Annotated in this window: 14 protein-coding genes; 8 read left to right on the top strand and 6 right to left on the bottom strand. The window is 74.2% G+C overall.

Annotated elements, in window-relative coordinates:
* Positions 1-85: 85 nt before the first annotated feature.
* From KUM39_RS26020 to KUM39_RS26030, 4 genes are all read left to right on the top strand, one after another.
* Positions 86-1726, top strand: a complete 1641-nt coding sequence (locus KUM39_RS26020; RefSeq protein WP_217788220.1) for an FAD-dependent monooxygenase — start codon at positions 86-88, stop codon at positions 1724-1726.
* A 343-nt stretch (positions 1727-2069) separates the two neighbouring features.
* Positions 2070-2141, top strand: a complete 72-nt coding sequence (locus KUM39_RS28855) for a putative leader peptide (RefSeq protein WP_372455820.1) — start codon at positions 2070-2072, stop codon at positions 2139-2141.
* Between the two features lie 71 nt (positions 2142-2212).
* Positions 2213-2788: a cupin domain-containing protein gene (locus KUM39_RS26025; RefSeq protein WP_217788221.1), complete on the top strand. Its 576-nt coding sequence runs from the start codon at positions 2213-2215 to the stop codon at positions 2786-2788.
* A 14-nt stretch (positions 2789-2802) separates the two neighbouring features.
* Positions 2803-3240: a rhodanese-like domain-containing protein gene (locus KUM39_RS26030; RefSeq protein WP_217788232.1), complete on the top strand. Its 438-nt coding sequence runs from the start codon at positions 2803-2805 to the stop codon at positions 3238-3240.
* A 118-nt stretch (positions 3241-3358) separates the two neighbouring features.
* On the opposite strand, the gene recX is transcribed toward KUM39_RS26030, so the two are convergent.
* Positions 3359-4072: a recombination regulator RecX gene (gene recX / locus KUM39_RS26035; RefSeq protein ID WP_217788222.1), complete on the bottom strand. Its 714-nt coding sequence runs from the start codon at positions 4070-4072 to the stop codon at positions 3359-3361.
* A gap of 2 nt (positions 4073-4074) precedes the next feature.
* A complete protein-coding gene (recA, locus tag KUM39_RS26040; protein WP_217788223.1) occupies positions 4075-5199 on the bottom strand; it encodes a recombinase RecA in 1125 nt (374 codons plus the stop codon).
* Between the two features lie 407 nt (positions 5200-5606).
* Between recA and KUM39_RS26045 the strand changes: the two genes are divergently transcribed.
* Positions 5607-6350: a hypothetical protein gene (locus KUM39_RS26045; RefSeq protein WP_217788224.1), complete on the top strand. Its 744-nt coding sequence runs from the start codon at positions 5607-5609 to the stop codon at positions 6348-6350.
* A 12-nt stretch (positions 6351-6362) separates the two neighbouring features.
* Here the strand turns inward: KUM39_RS26045 and KUM39_RS26050 are convergent, their stop codons facing one another.
* Together KUM39_RS26050 and KUM39_RS26055 are read right to left on the bottom strand one after the other, a co-directional pair.
* Positions 6363-7655: an AI-2E family transporter gene (locus tag KUM39_RS26050; protein WP_372455819.1), complete on the bottom strand. Its 1293-nt coding sequence runs from the start codon at positions 7653-7655 to the stop codon at positions 6363-6365.
* 229 nt (positions 7656-7884) lie between these two features.
* The gene (locus KUM39_RS26055) at positions 7885-8079 is read right to left on the bottom strand and encodes a DUF3046 domain-containing protein (RefSeq protein ID WP_217788226.1); all 195 of its coding nucleotides are present in this window, start codon (positions 8077-8079) and stop codon (positions 7885-7887) included.
* 76 nt (positions 8080-8155) lie between these two features.
* On the opposite strand from KUM39_RS26055, the gene KUM39_RS26060 reads away from it, so the two are divergent.
* Positions 8156-9100, top strand: coding sequence for a hypothetical protein (locus KUM39_RS26060; protein WP_217788227.1), 945 nt, complete (start codon positions 8156-8158; stop codon positions 9098-9100).
* Positions 9101-9301: 201 nt separating this feature from the next.
* On the top strand, positions 9302-14209 hold the full coding sequence (locus tag KUM39_RS26065; protein ID WP_217788228.1) for an ATP-dependent helicase: 4908 nt from the start codon (positions 9302-9304) through the stop codon (positions 14207-14209).
* A 464-nt stretch (positions 14210-14673) separates the two neighbouring features.
* Here the strand turns inward: KUM39_RS26065 and KUM39_RS26070 are convergent, their stop codons facing one another.
* Positions 14674-15372 (bottom strand): hypothetical protein, encoded by a 699-nt coding sequence (locus KUM39_RS26070; RefSeq protein WP_217788229.1) that lies wholly within the window; start codon positions 15370-15372, stop codon positions 14674-14676.
* Positions 15373-15544: 172 nt separating this feature from the next.
* Positions 15545-15784 carry a chaplin gene (locus KUM39_RS26075; protein WP_217788230.1) on the bottom strand — a complete coding sequence of 80 codons (240 nt, stop codon included), beginning with the start codon at positions 15782-15784 and terminating at the stop codon, positions 15545-15547.
* A 725-nt stretch (positions 15785-16509) separates the two neighbouring features.
* Here KUM39_RS26075 and KUM39_RS26080 point away from each other — a divergent pair.
* On the top strand, positions 16510-17126 hold a 617-nt coding region (locus KUM39_RS26080), incomplete at its 3' end, for a glycosyltransferase family 4 protein (RefSeq protein ID WP_217788231.1).

Consider the following 17126-nt stretch of genomic DNA (forward strand, 5'->3'; position numbering starts at 1 on the left):
TACGGTCTGTGATCGTGCACCCCGCTCCACCTTCCTGTTCACTTGTCCCCGTCAGGGCATCGCTGCGAGCGGGGAGCGCCACGTCGTGGATCCGGTGATCGTCGTCGGAGCGGGGCCCGTCGGGCTCACGCTCGCCCTGGCGCTGGCCCGCCAGGACGTGCCGTCCGTCGTCCTGGACGAGGGGCACGGCCCGGACGAGGTCCGTCCGGCGCGCACGGTGGTGCTGCGCGAGGACACCGCGGCCCTGCTGACCCGGCTGTCCGGGGTGCCGCTGGACGAGCACGGCACCCGCTGGGCCGGATGGATCTCGCGGCGGCGCAAACAGGTGATCGCCGAGGTGTCCTTCGACGCGGAGCACCCGGCCCCGCTGCACATCGCCCAGCACACCGTCACCGCCGCCCTGCGCGCGGCCGTCGCCCGCGAACCGCTGGTCGAACTCGCCCCGGACAGCCGCCTCGACGCCGTCGAGCAGGAGCGTTCCGGCGTCAGCGCGCACACCCGCGGCCCGCAGGGCGTGTGGTGGCGCGGCAGTCACCTCGTCGGCTGCGACGGCCCCCGCTCCACGGTCCGCAAACTCCAGGACATCCGCTTCCCCGGCCGTACCGGTGTGGAGCGGCACGCGGTGGCTACCCTGCGCGCCGAACTCCCCTGGCAGGACACGGCGTTGCTGCACCGGTCACCGCCCTGGCGGCAGTCCGGCCCCCCGGCCGCCGAGATCAGCGCCCGGCCACTGCCGGACGGTGTCTGGCGGCTGGACTGGCTGCTGCCGCCCGGCAAGGACCTCGTCACCCCGGACGTCCTGATCGCCCGCGTCCGGGAGACCCTGGCCGGGTGGAACGACGGCACCACCCCGCCGTACGACCTGCTCGACACCGGTGTCCACACGGTGCACCACCGGCTGGCCCGGCGCTGGCGGGTGGGCCGGGTGCTGCTCGCCGGTGACGCGGCCCACCTGCTGGGCGCGCTCGGCACCCAGGGGCTCGACGAGGGGCTGCGGGACGCCGACAACCTGGCCTGGAAACTCGGCGCGGTCTGGCACCAGGGGCACCATGACGCGCTGCTCGACAGCTATCAGACCGAGCGCCGGGCGGCCGTCGCGGCCCGGCTGCGCGCCGCCGACCAGGCACTTCCGGTACTGCGCGGCGGAGGCGGGCTGCGCGCCTACGTCCCCGGCAGCGGGCGGGGTCACGACTCGCTGCTGATGGACGGCCACCTCGGACGCGGCCCGATCGGCGGGCCCGGCGACCATGCGGCCTCTCCGCTGGCACCCCGGCATCTGGAGGGGGAGCTCGAGGTCGTCACCCGGCCGGGCGCCCCGGTGGAGGACGTCCGGGTCACGGCGGAGGACGGTTCCTTCGTCCAGCTGCGCGAACGGCTCGGCCGGGGCGCGCTGCTGGTGCTCCTCGTCGCGCCGGGCACCGGGGTGTGGGAGCGCAGGCACTGGGTGTCGGCGGGGGTGATGCCCCGGCTCGCCGCCGCCGTCACCGCGCTGCCGCACCCCGCCGAGCTGCTGGTCGCGGAGAGCTATCCGGGCGCCCCGGCGCACAGCGTGCTGCTGATCCGTCCCGACGGCCACCTCGTCACCGCGCTGAGCGGCGTCCGCCCGGCCGACCTGTACGCGGCGGCGGAGGCCACGCTGGGCGGGTCGCCCGCTCCGGCGGACGAGGAGAGCGACCCGGCCGACGAGACGGCTGCGGGGTCCGGGGCTCGCTCCGGGGTGCGCTGAGGCGGCGTGCGCCGAGCTGCGCGGTTACGGGGCGTGTTCCGACCGGCGGGTGCTGAGGGGCGTGCGCCGAGCGCCGGGCGGTACGGGGTGTTCCGACCGGCGTGCGCTGAGGGGCGTGCGCCGACCGGCGGGAGTTACGGAACGTGCGCCGATGGGTGTGCGCCGACCGGCGGGCGTGACGAGGCGTGTGCTGAGAGACGTGCGCTGAGCAGGGGTTCGCCCTCCGGTGGGCGCTGAGCGGCGTGCGCCGACCGTGACCCCGGTCACCCTCTGTCCACATGGTGACAACCGGTTGACCGGGTTCCGGCCACATGCTGTACTCCGGATCGTGAACGACACCTGTGTGCGCCTGTGGCGGAGGGTCCATGTGGACCTGATCCGCTATGCGGGCTGCGTGTGTCGTCCGTCCTGCTGAAACTCGCATCCCCTTTTCCGCGGGCGCCCGGTGCGCCCGCTTCCGCGAACCTTTCTCCAGGACGGTCCACCATGTCTGTCTCCTCCCCCCTGCCCTCCCCGGCCGCTCCCGTCGTCCCGGCCGCGCCCGCCACCCCCTCGATGTCCCACGGCCCCGCGCCGACGCAGGCGGAACTGCTCGACTTCGTCCGGCGTACGGCCGCCGACACCGAGCTGATCGACTCGCTCCCGCTCGACCCGGAGGGCCGTACGTGGGTACGGCTGGAGGGGCCCGGCGGCAGCGAGGCGTGGCTGATCGGCTGGCCGCCCGGCACGGGCACCGGCTGGCACGACCACGCGGACTCGGTCGGCGCGTTCCTCACGGCCTCCGGTGAACTCACCGAGAACTCCCTCGCCGCGCGGCTGCCCACCGACGGCTGGAGGACGCTCGAACTCTCCGAGGACGTCGATCGTGTGCGCTGCCTCCCGGCGGGCAGGGGCCGCTCCTTCGGCCGCCACCACGTGCACGAGGTGCTGAACGAGTCCACCGAACGACACGCGATCTCGGTCCACGCCTACTACCCGCCCCTGCCGCGCATCCGCCGTTACAGTCGCGTCGGCCAGGTGCTGCGCCTGGAGCAGGTCGAGAGCCCGGAGGACTGGCAGTGAACGCCGACACCCGTGTGACCGCGCACTCCGAAGCACCCGGGGACTCCCCCGCCGGGCCGGTCGGCATCGACGAACTGATCGAGCGGGTACGCGCGGACTACCGGCGCGTCGAGGCCCGCGAGGCGCACGAGGAGGCACGCTCCGGCGATGCCCTGCTGGTGGACATCCGCTATCAGGCGCTGCGCGACCGGGACGGGCTTATCCCCGGCGCCCTGGTCATCGAGCGCAACGAACTGGAGTGGCGCCTCGACCCGAGCGGAAGCCACCGCGTCCCGGAGGCGACCGGCCACGACCGGCGGATCGTCGTGATCTGCAACGAGGGCTACGCCTCCACTCTGGCCGTCGAGTCCCTGCACGCCCTCGGCCTGCACCGCGCCACCGATCTGGTGGACGGCTTCCAGGCGTGGCGCGCGGCGGGACTGCCGGTGACACCGGTGCCGACCGCGGGCTGATCCCGAGCGCTACGGCGCCGTTGCCGACAGACGTCGGTACGAGCCCCGGTGCCGCTCGGCCCGGAGGCGGACGGGACCGATCGGGCCGCCGGGACGCACGGGAACGCCCGCCCGGCGGTCAGAACTCCTCCCCGCCGGGGAAGTCGGTCTCCTCCCCCTCTTCCTCCAGCGCCTGCCGTACGACCCTCAGGGCCATGCCCTCGGAGTAGCCCTTGCGGGCGAGCATCCCCGCGAGGCGGCGCAGCCGCTTGTCCCGGTCGAGACCTCGGGTGGAGCGCAGTTTGCGGGCGACGAGTTCGCGGGCTGTCTCCTCCTCCTGGTCCGCGTCCAGTCGGCCGACCGCCGCGTCGATCAGCGTGGAGTCCACGCCCTTGGTGCGCAGTTCACGGGCGAGCGCCCGGCGGGCGAGCCCTCGGCCGTGGTGCCGGGACTCCACCCAGGCGTCTGCGAACGCGCCGTCGTCGATGAGACCGACCTCCTCGAACCGGGACAGCACCTCCTCGGCCGCCTCCTCGGGGATCTCCCGCTTGCGCAGGGCGTCCGCGAGCTGGCCGCGGGTGCGCGGGGTGCCCGTGAGCAGGCGCAGACAGATCGCCCGCGCCCGCTCGACCGGGTCCGTCCGGTCCGCCGGAGACTCCCCCTGGCCGTCCCCCGCCGGGCCGGGGCCGTCCCCGTGTTCACCGGGTGCCTCCCCGAAGGCACCCCGCCGCCGACCGCGCCGTCCCCCGCCGTCACCTCGGGCCGCGCGGTCGGCGCCGGTTCCGGTGCCCCTCCCCCGTGGGGCACCGGAACCGGCGTACTCGTCCTCGGCCCAGCCGGTCCGCCGTGTCACGGTCAGCCCTTGGCCGCGGCGGCCTTGGGCTTGGCGGTCTTGGCGGCGGCCGGGGCGGGCACGGCCTTGGCGTCCTCACCGGCCGGGGTCACCGCGGCGTCCGCGCCGGGCTCGGCGGCGGGCTGCTCCGGACGGACACCGACGCCCAGCTTCTCCTTGATCTTCTTCTCGATCTCGTTCGCCAGGTCGGGGTTGTCCTTGAGGAAGTTGCGCGCGTTCTCCTTGCCCTGGCCCAGCTGGTCGCCCTCGTACGTGTACCAGGCGCCGGCCTTGCGGACGAAGCCGTGCTCGACGCCCATGTCGATCAGGCCGCCCTCGCGGCTGATGCCCTGGCCGTAGAGGATGTCGAACTCGGCCTGCTTGAAGGGCGGGGCGACCTTGTTCTTGACGACCTTGCAGCGGGTGCGGTTGCCGACCGCGTCGGTGCCGTCCTTCAGGGTCTCGATGCGGCGGATGTCGATGCGCACCGAGGCGTAGAACTTGAGCGCGCGGCCACCGGTCGTGGTCTCCGGCGAGCCGAACATCACGCCGATCTTCTCGCGGAGCTGGTTGATGAAGATCGCGGTGGTCTTGGACTGGTTGAGGGCGCTGGTGATCTTCCGGAGCGCCTGGCTCATCAGGCGGGCCTGGAGACCGACGTGGCTGTCACCCATCTCACCCTCGATCTCCGCGCGCGGCACAAGGGCGGCCACGGAGTCGATGACGATGAGGTCGAGGGCGCCGGAGCGGACCAGCATGTCCACGATCTCCAGGGCCTGTTCGCCGTTGTCGGGCTGGGAGAGGATCAGGTTGTCGATGTCCACGCCGAGCTTGCGCGCGTACTCGGGGTCGAGGGCGTGCTCCGCGTCGATGAAGGCGACCTGGCCGCCCGCCTTCTGCGCGTTGGCGACGGCGTGCAGGGTCAGGGTCGTCTTGCCGGAGGACTCCGGGCCGTAGATCTCCACCACTCGGCCGCGCGGCAGGCCGCCGACACCGAGGGCCACGTCCAGCGCGGTCGAGCCGGTCGAGATCACCTCGATGGGCTCCATCGTCCGCTCGCCCATGCGCATGACCGCGCCCTTGCCGAACTGCCGTTCAATCTGTGCGAGCGCGGCGTCGAGCGCCTTCTCGCGGTCGGTTCCTGCCATGGGTTCCACCCGATTTGCTTGAGTCGATCGCTTCACGTCAAAGACGCTAACGCCTGCCACTGACAATGCGCCCCGACGCCGGTCCCGCCTGTGGATAACTCGGGGACATACCGCCACGAACCGCACGGAACAACCCGCCGGAAACCGCGTCCGGCGCTCTCCGCGGCCTCGCCCAAGCCTCCATATGAATAGATGTTCGATTTTCCTGTCAAGCGCACCACGCCGCCGGATGAAACGTGCGAAACCCCGCCATCCAGCACCGTCCGCCCCGGCGGAGGCCCGCCGGAGGCCCGGTGGCCGACCCGTCCGCACCCCGGAGAGGAGCCGCGCCCGTACTCCGCGCGTCGTACGCCGGGAGACTTCGGGTGGACGACGATCCGTGCGCGGGGGCGGGACAGGGTGGGGGCATGGAGAGACGTCGGGGCGTCGAGCGGGTGTGTCATGCGGTCGGGGCGGTGCTCGTGGTGGCGGGGCTGGCTCATCTGGGCGTCTTCGCGGTGGCGGGCGGGCCGTGGGACGGGCCGGTGTCGTGGCGGAAGCCGTTCACGTTCGGGGTGTCCTTCGGGGTGACGCTGATCTCGCTGACCTGGGTGACCTCGTATCTGCGGATCGGGGAGCGGCTGCGGACGGCGTTGCTGGCCGTGTTCGCGGCGGACTGCGTGGTCGAGGTCGGCGGCATCACGCTCCAGGCGTGGCGCGGGGTGCCCTCGCATCTGAACATGGAGACCCCGTTCGACACGGCGGTGTCCATGACCCTGGCGGTGGGCGGCGGGGTGCTGGTGGTGCTGCTCGCCGTGTTCGCGGTGGCGTCCTTCCGGCGGCGTCCGGCGGGCCCGGTGGGTATGGCCCTCGCGGTGCGGGCGGGCTTCGCGTTCCTGCTGGTGGCGCTGGCCTCGGGCGCCGTGATGATCGCGCGGGGTGTGGTGCTCACCCGTACCGGTCACCAGGAGGCCGCGTACCACTCCACGGCTCCGTTCAAGCCGCTGCACGGGGTGAGCCTGCACGCCGTACTGGTGCTGCCCCTGCTCGCGTGGCTGCTGGCCCGGACCTCGTGGAGCGAGCGGACGCGGTGGCGGATCGTGGCGGTGGCGACCGGCTGTTACGGGGTGGCGGTGCTGGCCGGCGGGGTGTGGGCGGGCGTCACCTTCTGAGCGCGCCGAGGTTCAGACATCCCCGCGCCCCCGGTCTCGCGGCTCCCGGCTTCCCCACCCACGGTCCCTCAGCCGCCGTACCCAGGCGGCGGGCGCGGACGCGCCGCCTCCGTCCCGCGGACCCCGTCGGTCCCGGCGCCGGTGCCCGTGCACACGGGGGTCGTCGGTGACGGCGTACCGCTTGACGTAGGCACCCAGGAACGCCTGGAGCGTGGCGACGGCGGGGATGGCGATCAGCGCGCCGACCGCGCCCAGCAGCGCGGTGCCCGCGATGACCGAGCCGAAGGCGACGGCCGGGTGGATGTCCACGGTCCTGGAGGTCAGCTTGGGCTGGAGCAGGTAGTTCTCGAACTGCTGGTAGACCACCACGAACAGCAGCACCCATAGCGCGTACCAGGGATCCACGGTGAACGCGATCAGCATGGGCAGCGCGCCCGCGAGATACGTGCCGATGGTCGGGATGAACTGCGAGACCAGCCCCACCCACACCGCGAGCACCGGCGCGTACGGCACCCCGAGCGCTTCCAGCAGGATGTAGTGCGCGATGCCGGAGATGAGCGCCATGAGGCCGCGCGAGTAGAGGTAGCCGCCCGTCTTGTCCACCGCTATCTCCCAGGCGCGCAGCACCTCCGCCTGGCGCGCGGGCGGCAGCACCGAGCAGATGGCGCGGCGCAGCCGGGGTCCGTCGGCGGCGAAGTAGAACGAGAACAGGACGAGCGTGAGCAGCCGGAAGAGGCCGCCGAGCACCTGCCCGGAGACGTCGAGCACACCGGCCGCGCTGTTCTGCGCGTACTTGCGCAGCCAGTCGGAGTGCAGCAGCCCCTCCTGGATGTCCACGCGCCTGAGGTCGGTGCGGAAGGTGTGGTTGATCCAGTTGATGACGGAGTCGAGGTACTGCGGAAATCCCTCGATCAACCTGATGATCTGTCCGGCCAGCATGGAGCCGAGCAGCGTGACGAACCCGGCGGTGACGACCGCGAGCCCGAGGAACACCAGGAACGCGGCGAGTCCCCGGCGGACCCGGTGGGCCGCCATCCAGCCGACGGCGGGTTCTATGGCGAGCGCCAGGAAGAACGCGATCAGGATGTTGATCAGCAGCCCGGTGAGCTGGTGGAAGGCCCAGCTGCCCAGTTGGAAGGCGGCGACGAGCGCGAGCGCGAGCACCATCGCGCGTGGCAGCCAGCGCGGCATCCGCCCGCGCGGCGCGGGGGCACCGGCCGCCGGGTCCGGGGTACGGGGCGGGGTCGCGGCGGCCGGGTCGCCGGAGGACCGGCCGGGCTGCTCGGTGTCGTCGGAGGAGGCCACGCGCCAAGTCTCGCGCACCCCACCGACAACGTGTGCGGGAGCCCTGCGGTACGGGCGCCGGGGCAGCTCGGGGGGAAATGGCGGCGGACGACCGGGGACCCGTGACAGCGCCTCTCGGCGCCTTACGGCCCGTCTCTCCGGTCCCGGCGCCCGGGGCGGGCCGAAGTCGGCTCCGGGCGCGCGGGCAGCGACCCCTGCGGGCCACACCGTGCCCGCCCCAGCGGTCCCGTCAGCGTTGCTCGGCCGGTACGTTCATGACCGTGCAGACGACGCGCCACACGTCCTTGGCGTCCCAGCCGCCGTCCAGTGCCTCGTTCACCGTGTGTCCGCCGAGTTCCGTCATCACGTGATCGCGCGCGAATGTTTCGGCGTAGCCGGGCCCGAAGTGCTCCGCCATCCGCTGCCAGAAGACCGTCAACCGCATGACATCAGTATCCCGCTCCAGGGGTGGTGTCCGGCCCGGGCGCTTGCCGGGGCCCTGTTTCGGCCTACGCTGGCGCATGGTCGAAACCGGAGCCACTCCGCCCTCCCCCGCCGGTCCGGCGGGCTCGCCGCTCCAGCGTGCCGAGCACTTCGTCTGGCTGAACGCGCGCGTTCTCGAACAGCGGCTTTTCGCGTACCACTTCCTGCACGGCGCCACCGATCCGGTGGAGTCGGCCCTCGACGCGTACCGCAACGAGGACGGCGGTTACGGGCACGCCCTGGAACCCGATCTGCGCGGCCCGGTGAGCCAGCCGCTGCACACCGCCCGTGCGCTGGCCGTGATGGACGCAGTGGAGCGCTGCGGCGGGCGGCGCGTGGAGCGGGTGTGCCGCTATCTGACGGCTGTTTCCACGGCGGAGGGCGCGCTGCCCGCGATCCACCCCTCGCAGCGCGGCTACCCGGCGGCGCCGTTCGTCCCGGTCGTGGACGACCCGCCCGGCGAACTGCTCGCCACCGGACCGGTGGTCGGCGTGCTGCACCGCAACGAGGTGTGGCACGCGTGGCTGTTCCGGGCCACCGAGTTCTGCTGGCAGGCGGTGGAGTCGCTGGAGAAGACCCACCCCTACGAGGTCGAAGCGGCTGTGGCCTTCCTGGACTCCGTTCCCGACCGCTCGCGCGCGCGGGCCGCCGCCGACCGGCTGGGCCGACTGGTGCGCGAGCACCGGCTCGCCGCCCTGGACCCCGAGCGGCTGGACGACTGGCCGGTGTCCGCCGGTTACGCGCGCGGCGAGCACCACTTCCCGCACGACTTCGCCCGGACCCCGCAGTCACTGGCCCGCATGTGGTTCACCGACGAGGAGATGGCACGCTCGCTGGACTTCCTGGCCGCCGAGCAGGCGGAGGACGGCGGCTGGCCCGTCCGCTGGCGCCGGTGGGCGGCGGCACCCGCGCTGGAGGCGCGGTCCTCGGTCACGATCGAGGCGCTGCGCACCCTGCGGGCGTACGGGCGCTCCCTGGACTGACCGCTGAGCGACGGGAGCGCGTACGGCGGCTGCGGCTCAGTGCCGCGCCGGTTCCGCCGCTTCTGGTCCTGGTCCCGGTCCCGGATCCGAACCCGCCACACGCCCATTCCGTGCCACCGGCGGCCCGGCCGTGCGGGACCCGTTTTCGTACCGTTCGCGCAGGTCAGGGCGATTGTCGGTGGCGGGGTGCAGGATGGGGTCATGGTCAGCTCCGCTCATCCGACCCTCGCCGGGTTCTCGCCCGCCACCCGCGGCTGGTTCACGGGTGCGTTCTCCGCGCCCACCGCCGCCCAGGCGGGCGCGTGGCAGGCGATCGGCGAGGGGGCGGACGTGCTGGTGGTCGCACCCACCGGTTCGGGCAAGACGCTGGCCGCGTTCCTCGCCGCGCTCGACCAGCTGGCCTCCGCGCCGCCCCCGGCCGACCCGAAGAAGCGCTGCCGGGTGCTGTACGTCTCGCCGCTGAAGGCCCTCGCGGTCGATGTGGAACGCAACCTGCGCAGTCCGCTGACCGGCATCCGGCAGGAGTCGGTGCGGCTCGGTCTGCCCGAGCCGGAGGTCCGGGTCGGCATCCGGTCGGGCGACACCCCGGCCGCCGAGCGGCGCGCGCTGTCCACCCGCCCGCCGGACATCCTGATCACCACCCCCGAGTCGCTGTTCCTGATGCTCACCTCGTCCACCCGCGAGGCGCTGACGGGCGTGGAGACGGTGATCCTGGACGAGGTGCACGCGGTGGCGGGCACCAAGCGCGGCGCGCATCTGGCGCTGTCCCTGGAGCGGCTGGACGAACTGCTGCCCCGCCCGGCCCGCCGGATCGGCCTCTCCGCGACCGTCCGCCCGGTGGACGAGGTGGCCCGGTATCTGTCGCCGCGGCGCCGGGTGGAGATCGTGCAGCCCGCTTCCGGCAAGGAGTTCGACCTGTCGGTGGTCGTCCCGGTCGAGGACATGGGCGAGCTGGGCGGCGCTCCGGCGGCCGACTCGGGCGACGGCGCGGAACGGCCGTCGATCTGGCCGCACGTGGAGGAGCGCATCGCGGACCTGGTGCAGTCCCACCGCTCCACCATCGTGTTCGCCAACTCCCGACGGCTGGCGGAGCGGCTGTGCAACCGGCTGAACGAGATCGCCCACGAGCGCGCGACCGGCGAGCCGCTGGACGAACACCACTCCCCGGCGGAGCTGATGGGCGGTTCCGGCGCGGCCCGGGGCGCGCCCACGGTGATCGCCCGCGCCCACCACGGCTCGGTCTCCAAGGAGCAGCGCGCGCTGGTGGAGGAGGACCTCAAGGCGGGCCGGCTGCCCGCCGTGGTCGCCACGTCCAGCCTGGAACTGGGCATCGACATGGGCGCCGTCGATCTCGTCGTCCAGGTCGAGTCCCCGCCGTCGGTCGCCTCCGGTCTCCAGCGGGTGGGACGCGCCGGGCATCAGGTGGGCGCGGTGTCCACGGGCGTGGTCTTCCCGAAGTACCGGGGCGATCTGGTGCAGTCGGCGGTGGTCACCGAGCGGATGCGCACCGGCGCCATCGAGTCGCTGCGGGTCCCCGCGAACCCGCTGGACGTGCTCGCGCAGCAGCTGGTCGCCATGACGGCGCTGGACACCTGGCAGTTCGACGACCTGCTGACGGTGGTGCGGCGGGCGGCGCCGTTCGCCGCGCTGCCGGAGTCGGCGTTCACCGCCACGCTCGACATGCTCGCGGGCCGCTATCCCTCGGACGCCTTCGCGGAGCTGCGCCCGCGCGTGGTGTGGGACCGCGTGGCCGGTACGGTCACCGGCCGCCCCGGCGCGCAGCGGCTCGCGGTGACCTCCGGCGGCACGATCCCCGACCGGGGCCTGTTCGGTGTGTTCCTCGCCGGTTCCGACCCGAAGAAGGGCGGCGGCCGGGTCGGTGAGCTGGACGAGGAGATGGTCTACGAGTCCCGGGTGGGCGATGTCTTCACGCTGGGCACGAGTTCCTGGCGGATCGAGGACATCACCCGCGACCGGGTGCTGGTCTCCCCCGCGCCCGGTGTGCCGGGGCGGCTGCCGTTCTGGAAGGGCGACCAGCTGGGCCGCCCGCTCGAACTGGGCCGCGCGGTGGGCGCTTTCCTCCGCGAGGTCTCCGCGCTGAGCCGGGACGACGCCCGGCTGCGGCTGCTCACGGCGGGCCTGGACGCGTGGGCGGCGGACAATGTGCTGGCCTACCTGGACGAACAGCGCGAGGTGTGCGGGCACATCCCGGACGACCGCACGATCGTGGTCGAGCGGTTCCGCGACGAACTCGGGGACTGGCGGGTCGTCGTCCACTCCCCGTTCGGCGCGCAGGTGCACGCCCCCTGGGCGCTGGCGCTGGGCGCCCGCCTCTCCGAGCGGTACGGCATGGACGCCCAGGTGATGCACGCCGACGACGGCATCGTGCTGCGCCTGCCGGACGCCGACCTGATGGGCCTGGACCTGCTCGACCAGGAGCCCTCCCGCGCGGGCGGCGAGTACGACGGCGAGCGGGCGCCGGTGGGCGCGGCCGACGTCGCCTTCGACAAGGGCGAGGTCGATCAGGTCGTCACCGATCAGGTGGGCGGTTCGGCGCTGTTCGCGTCCCGGTTCCGGGAGTGCGCGGCGCGGGCGCTGCTGCTGCCGCGCCGCAGCCCCGGCCGCCGTACGCCCCTGTGGCAGCAGCGCCAGCGGGCGGCCCAACTGCTGGAGGTGGCGAGCGAGTTCGGGTCGTTCCCGATCGTCCTTGAGGCGATCCGGGAGTGCCTCCAGGACGTGTTCGACGTGCCCGGTCTGGTCGAGCTGATGGGCGACATCGAGTCCCGGCGGGTCCGCCTGGTCGAGGTCACCACCCCGGAGCCGTCCCCGTTCGCCCGCTCCCTGCTGTTCGGTTACGTCGCCCAGTTCCTGTACGAGGGCGACTCCCCGCTCGCCGAGCGCCGGGCCGCCGCGCTGTCCCTGGACTCCCGGCTGCTGGCGGAGCTGCTGGGCCGGGCGGAGCTGCGCGAACTGCTCGACGCGGAGGTGCTGACGGAGCTGGAGCGCGAACTCCAGTGGCTGACCGAGGACCGCCGGGTCAAGGACGTCGAGGGCGTCGCGGACGTACTGCGGCTGCTCGGGCCGCTGACCGATGCGGAGCTGGCCGAGCGGGGCGCCGACCCGCGGTGGGCGCGGGAGCTGGCGGCGGACCGGCGGGCCATCCGGGTGCGGATCGCGGGCGCCGACCACTGGGCGGCCGTCGAGGACGCGGGACGGCTGCGGGACGCGCTGGGCACGGCGCTGCCGGTGGGGGTCCCGGAGGCGTTCACCGAGCCGGTGAAGGACCCGCTGGGCGATCTGCTGGCCCGGCACGCCCGCACGCACGGCCCGTTCACCTCGGCCTCGGCGGCGGCCCGCTTCGGGCTGGGCGTGGCCGTCACCGAGGGCGCGCTGCACCGGATGTCCGCGAGCGGGCGGGTCGTCCAGGGCGAGTTCCATCCGGCGGGCAGCGGACAGGAGTGGTGCGACGCGACCGTGCTGCGCAGGCTGCGCCGCCGCTCCCTGGCCGCGCTCCGGCACGAACTGGAACCCGTCCCGCCGCCCGCCCTGGCGCAGTTCCTGCCGCAGTGGCAGCACATCGGCCGGGGTCACACCCTGCGCGGCATCGACGGTCTGGTGCGCGCGGTCGAGCAGTTGCAGGGCGCCTCCGTGCCCGCCTCGGCGCTGGAGAAGCTGGTCCTGCCGTCCCGCGTCACGGGCTACACCCCGGCGATGCTGGACGAACTGACCGCCGCCGGTGAGGTGGTGTGGGCCGGTGCGGGCGCGCTGCCCGGCAAGGACGGCTGGGTCTCGCTGTACACAGCGGACGCGGCACCCCTGCTGCTGCCCGCCCCGCACCCGCTGGAGCTGACGCCACTGCACGAGTCCGTGCTCGCCGCGCTCGCCGGGGGCTACGGCCTGTTCTTCCGGCAGATCGCGGACCAGGTGCGCGCCACGACCCACCCGGAGGCCGGCGAGACGCAGCTCGCGGACGCGCTGTGGGACCTCGCCTGGTCGGGTCGGCTGACCAACGACACGCTGGCGCCGATGCGTTCACTGCTCGGCTCCGGCCGTACGGCGGGCTCCACGGCCCACCGCGCCAAGCGGACCATGCCACGCGGGCGCTACGGCTCACTGACCGCCGCCGCGCGCGCGGGCGTCACCCGCAACGGCCCGCCCACGGTCGCCGGACGCTGGTCCCTGCTGCCCGCCCCGGAACCCGACGCCACCGTCCGCGCCCACGCACGGGCCCGCGCCCTCCTCGACCGCCACGGCGTGGTCACCCGCGGCGCGGTCGCCGCCGAGGGCGTCGAAGGCGGCTTCTCGGCCGTCTACCGCGTGCTCTCCGCGTTCGAGGACAGCGGCCAGGCCCGGCGCGGCTACGTCGTCGAGGGCCTCGGTGCCGCCCAGTTCGCTATGGACGGCGCGGTGGACCGCCTCCGCGCGGTGTCCACCGCCCGCGACCGGGGCGAGACCGGCACACCCCCGGCGAACGCCCACGCCACCCCCGCTGCCTTCGACGGGGCCGCCCCCGCACTCGGCCACCCCGAACCGGGCGCCGACTTCACCTGGCCCCCGCCGGACGGCGCTCCCATCCCGGCGGACACCTTCTGGCCCTCGGACGGCACTTCCGGAACACCCCCGTACCCCGACCCCTTCGTCCCGCCCGGCCCCGGCCGCGGCAACCCGCCGTACGGCCGCCGTACGGGCCACCGGCGCGGTGCGGACGGCACCCCCGACCCCCGCGCCGTGGTCCTGGCCGCCGCCGACCCCGCCAACGCGTACGGCGCCGCCCTGCCCTGGCCCGAATCGCCGAACGGCGCCGGTCACAAACCCGGCCGCAAAGCGGGCTCCCTGGTCGTCCTGGTCGAGGGCGAACTGACCCTCTACATGGAACGCGGCGGCAAAACACTGCTGGCCTGGCCCGCCACCCCCGACACCGCACCCCCCGACGACCCCCGCCTCCGCACAGCGGCCGAAGCCCTGGCCGACGCGGCGCGCACCGGCTCCCTCGGCACGGTCACCGTGGAACGCACCAACGGCATCCCCGCCCTCACCTCCCCCCTGGGCCCCCTCCTGGAATCAGCGGGCTTCGTGGCAACCCCCCGGGGGCTCCGCCTGCGCGCCTGAACACCGGTTCGGCTCCGTCCGAGCGTGACGAAGCCCACGGAGTGACAGCCGTGGCTCCCCACCGAAGCCCCACCGCCACACCCACACCCGCACCCGCACCCGCACCCGCACCCGCACCCGCACCCGCAAGCAGGCCCCACCCAACGGCCCCCCCCCCCCCCCCCCCCCCCCCCCCCCCCCCCCGCCCCACCCCCCCCCCGCGGCCCCCCCCCCCCCCCCCGCCCCCCCCCCCCCCCCACCCCCCCCCCGCGGCCCCCGCCCGCCCCCCCCCCCACGCCCCCCCCCCCCCCGTCCCCGCCTCCCCGTACGCCCCGGAACGGCGAGAGCCGCCGCACCCGTGGGACTCGGATACGACGGCTCCCCGACCAGAACTGTCAGCCGGGCCTCAACACGGGCTCAGCACTGCGATCAGCACTGTGCTCAGCCCCACCTCAGCCCCACCTCAGCCCGGGCTCAGCACCGACTCAGCCCGCGCTCGGCACCGCCGGAGCCGCGGGAGCGGACGGCAGGCCCGCGCCGCCGAGGACACCGCCGAGCAGGTCCAGGACCTGGCCGACCAGCCCGGTGACGGTGGACAGCGCACCGTTCAGCGTCGAAGTCAGCGTGCTGAGAAGCGAGTTGACCGTGTTGGTGACCTGGGCGAGCAGGTCGGAGACGGCGTCGCGGTTGGCCGGGCCGCTCTTGGCGAGCTGGGCGGCGGCCGGAGCGGCAGCCGGAGTCGCGGCCGGAGCGGCGGGCATGGCGGACGCCTCGGGGAGTCCCGGCGCGGCGGGCAGCGAGGGAACGTCCGACTCCGACGGCGTGGCGGGGAGCGGGGACGGCATCGCCATGAGCGCCGGGTTCGCGGCGCCGAGCTGGGCGAGGGCGGCCTTGGCCGCGTCACCGAGCTGCTGGGCCTGGGCGAGGGTCATGCGGCCCTGCTCCAGGGACTGGTCGAGGAGTTCGACGACGGGCGCGAGGGTCGCGTCCTGGTCGTCCAGGGACCGGACCCGCTCGCGCAGGTCGCCGGGGACGGCGGGCCGCGCCGCGTCGAGCGCGCGGGAGAAGGCGTGGTCACGATCCCCGGTGAGGTCGGCGGCGACGGCGGCGGGGCCGGCCAGTCCGACCAGCAGGGCGGCGCAGAGGGTGGTGGAGGCGAGACGCCGCGCGGGCAGCACACGCATGGGGACGGTCCTTTCGATGTTCCACAAGGTCTGTGACCCACCGTTGAACCGCCGGTGACTTTCCGCAACCGCTCAGGTGCGTGGTGTGAACCATCCGGGGGAGAAAGCGGAACGGCCGTCCGTCCGCGCGGATGCGCGGACGGACGGCCGCCCGAAGGTGTGCGCCCCGATGTCAGTCGTTGACGCAGGTGTTGCCGAACGCGGGGTTCAGCAGGCCGATGACGTCAACGGTGTTGCCGCAGACGTTGACCGGCACGTGGACCGGGACCTGGACCACGTTGCCCGACAGGACGCCCGGCGAACCGGCGGCGGCGCCCTGCGCGCCCGAGTCGGCGACGGCGGCACCGGCAGCGCCGGCGACGGCCGCGACAGCGGCGGAGGTCAGGACCAGACCCTTCGCAATACGCGACATGGAGAGGTGCTCCTTGGAATCGAAACAAACATCCGGGCGGGATGCCCAGCGCTGTGTCAACGCGTGGCACGCCGTGGGGTTGTGCCGCCAAAGGAGTGACGTACGGGAAAGCGCGCCGGGCACCACCCCCGGCACGCCTTCACCATTCCGGCACACTTGCCGCGTTTGTCAGGATTGACGCCCGTGATCGCTACTGTGGCGCCCGTCTCCAGCACGCGCGAAAGGCACCGCCGTCATGTGCAAGTTCCCGGGTCCGCCGCCGCGAACGCCGGTGGGAGCCCCGGCCCCGGGGGGTGCCTCCCCGGTCTGCGTGAGCCCCCGACGCCCGGCACCGCACCTCACCACGGTCCACGCCCCCGCGTCGCGGCGCACAGGGCATGGACACCTCCCCTGCGTCGGGGGACGCGACCCGGCCGGGGGCGCGCATCCGTCCGGCCGCGCGACGGCGTGAATCCCCCGGACGGCGTACTCGATTCCACGATCAACGTACCAACGGGCGCGACGGAGTGACGGGTTCCGGCATACGCCGGCACGCTCGGCCACGACTCGGATGTGTGCGATCTGCGATCCGCACTGCGGCATGGCGGTGACCAGCCGGGCTTCCGGCTCGTTTCCCAGCGGGACGCGTCGTGGGCAGGCGCGCTCCTCGTCGCCGTGGACGCGCAGGCGTGACGCGCGTACCCACCCGCAGCCCCGAGCGCCCCCGTGAGCGAGGTAGACCGCGAATGCACCAGCAGGCAGTGCCCGACCCCGCACCACGGGTCCTGCACCTCGCGCAGCCCGTGGCGGGGGGTGTCCCACGGGTCGTCCTGGACCTGGTGGAAGCCCAGCTCGCGGCCGGTACGCGAGTGGCGGTCGGCTGCCCCGGCGGACAACTCGCCGAGGAGGCAAGCGCCTTGGGGGCCGACGTGTACGAGTGGCGGGCCACCCGCTCACCGGGGCCGGGACTGGCCGGTGAGGTACGGCGGGTCGCGCGGCTGATCGCGGAGGTGCGGCCCGCGCTGGTGCACGCGCACAGCGCCAAGGCCGGGCTCGCCGCGCGGCTGGCGCTGCGCGGGCGCGTCCCCACCGTCTTCCAGCCGCACGCCTGGTCGTTCGAGGCGGTCGGCGGCCCCACCGCCGCGTTCGCCCTGCGCTGGGAGCGCGCGGGCGCACGCTGGGTCGACCGGCTGGTCTGCGTCAGCGAGGCGGAGCGCGCACGGGGCGTACGCGCCGGGGTGCACGCCTCCTACGCCGTGATCCCCAACGGCGTGGACACCACCCGCTTCTCCCCCCCCCCCCCCCCCCCCCCCCCCGCCCCCCCCCCCCCCCCCCCCCCCCCCCCCCCCCCCCCCCCCCCCCC

Source organism: Streptomyces corallincola, from assembly GCF_019104725.1.
Classification (GTDB): domain Bacteria; phylum Actinomycetota; class Actinomycetes; order Streptomycetales; family Streptomycetaceae; genus Streptomyces; species Streptomyces corallincola.

Excerpts from the sequence above, each read along its gene's own strand:
- KUM39_RS26025 (WP_217788221.1), top strand. The coding sequence starts at position 2,213 with ATGTCTGTCTCCTCCCCCCTGCCCTCCCCGGCCGCTCCCGTCGTCCCG.
- recA (WP_217788223.1), bottom strand. The coding sequence starts at position 5,199 with ATGGCAGGAACCGACCGCGAGAAGGCGCTCGACGCCGCGCTCGCACAG.
- KUM39_RS26045 (WP_217788224.1), top strand. The coding sequence starts at position 5,607 with ATGGAGAGACGTCGGGGCGTCGAGCGGGTGTGTCATGCGGTCGGGGCG.
- KUM39_RS26055 (WP_217788226.1), bottom strand. The coding sequence starts at position 8,079 with ATGCGGTTGACGGTCTTCTGGCAGCGGATGGCGGAGCACTTCGGGCCC.
- KUM39_RS26060 (WP_217788227.1), top strand. The coding sequence starts at position 8,156 with ATGGTCGAAACCGGAGCCACTCCGCCCTCCCCCGCCGGTCCGGCGGGC.
- KUM39_RS26065 (WP_217788228.1), top strand. The coding sequence starts at position 9,302 with ATGGTCAGCTCCGCTCATCCGACCCTCGCCGGGTTCTCGCCCGCCACC.
- KUM39_RS26070 (WP_217788229.1), bottom strand. The coding sequence starts at position 15,372 with ATGCGTGTGCTGCCCGCGCGGCGTCTCGCCTCCACCACCCTCTGCGCC.
- KUM39_RS26075 (WP_217788230.1), bottom strand. The coding sequence starts at position 15,784 with ATGTCGCGTATTGCGAAGGGTCTGGTCCTGACCTCCGCCGCTGTCGCG.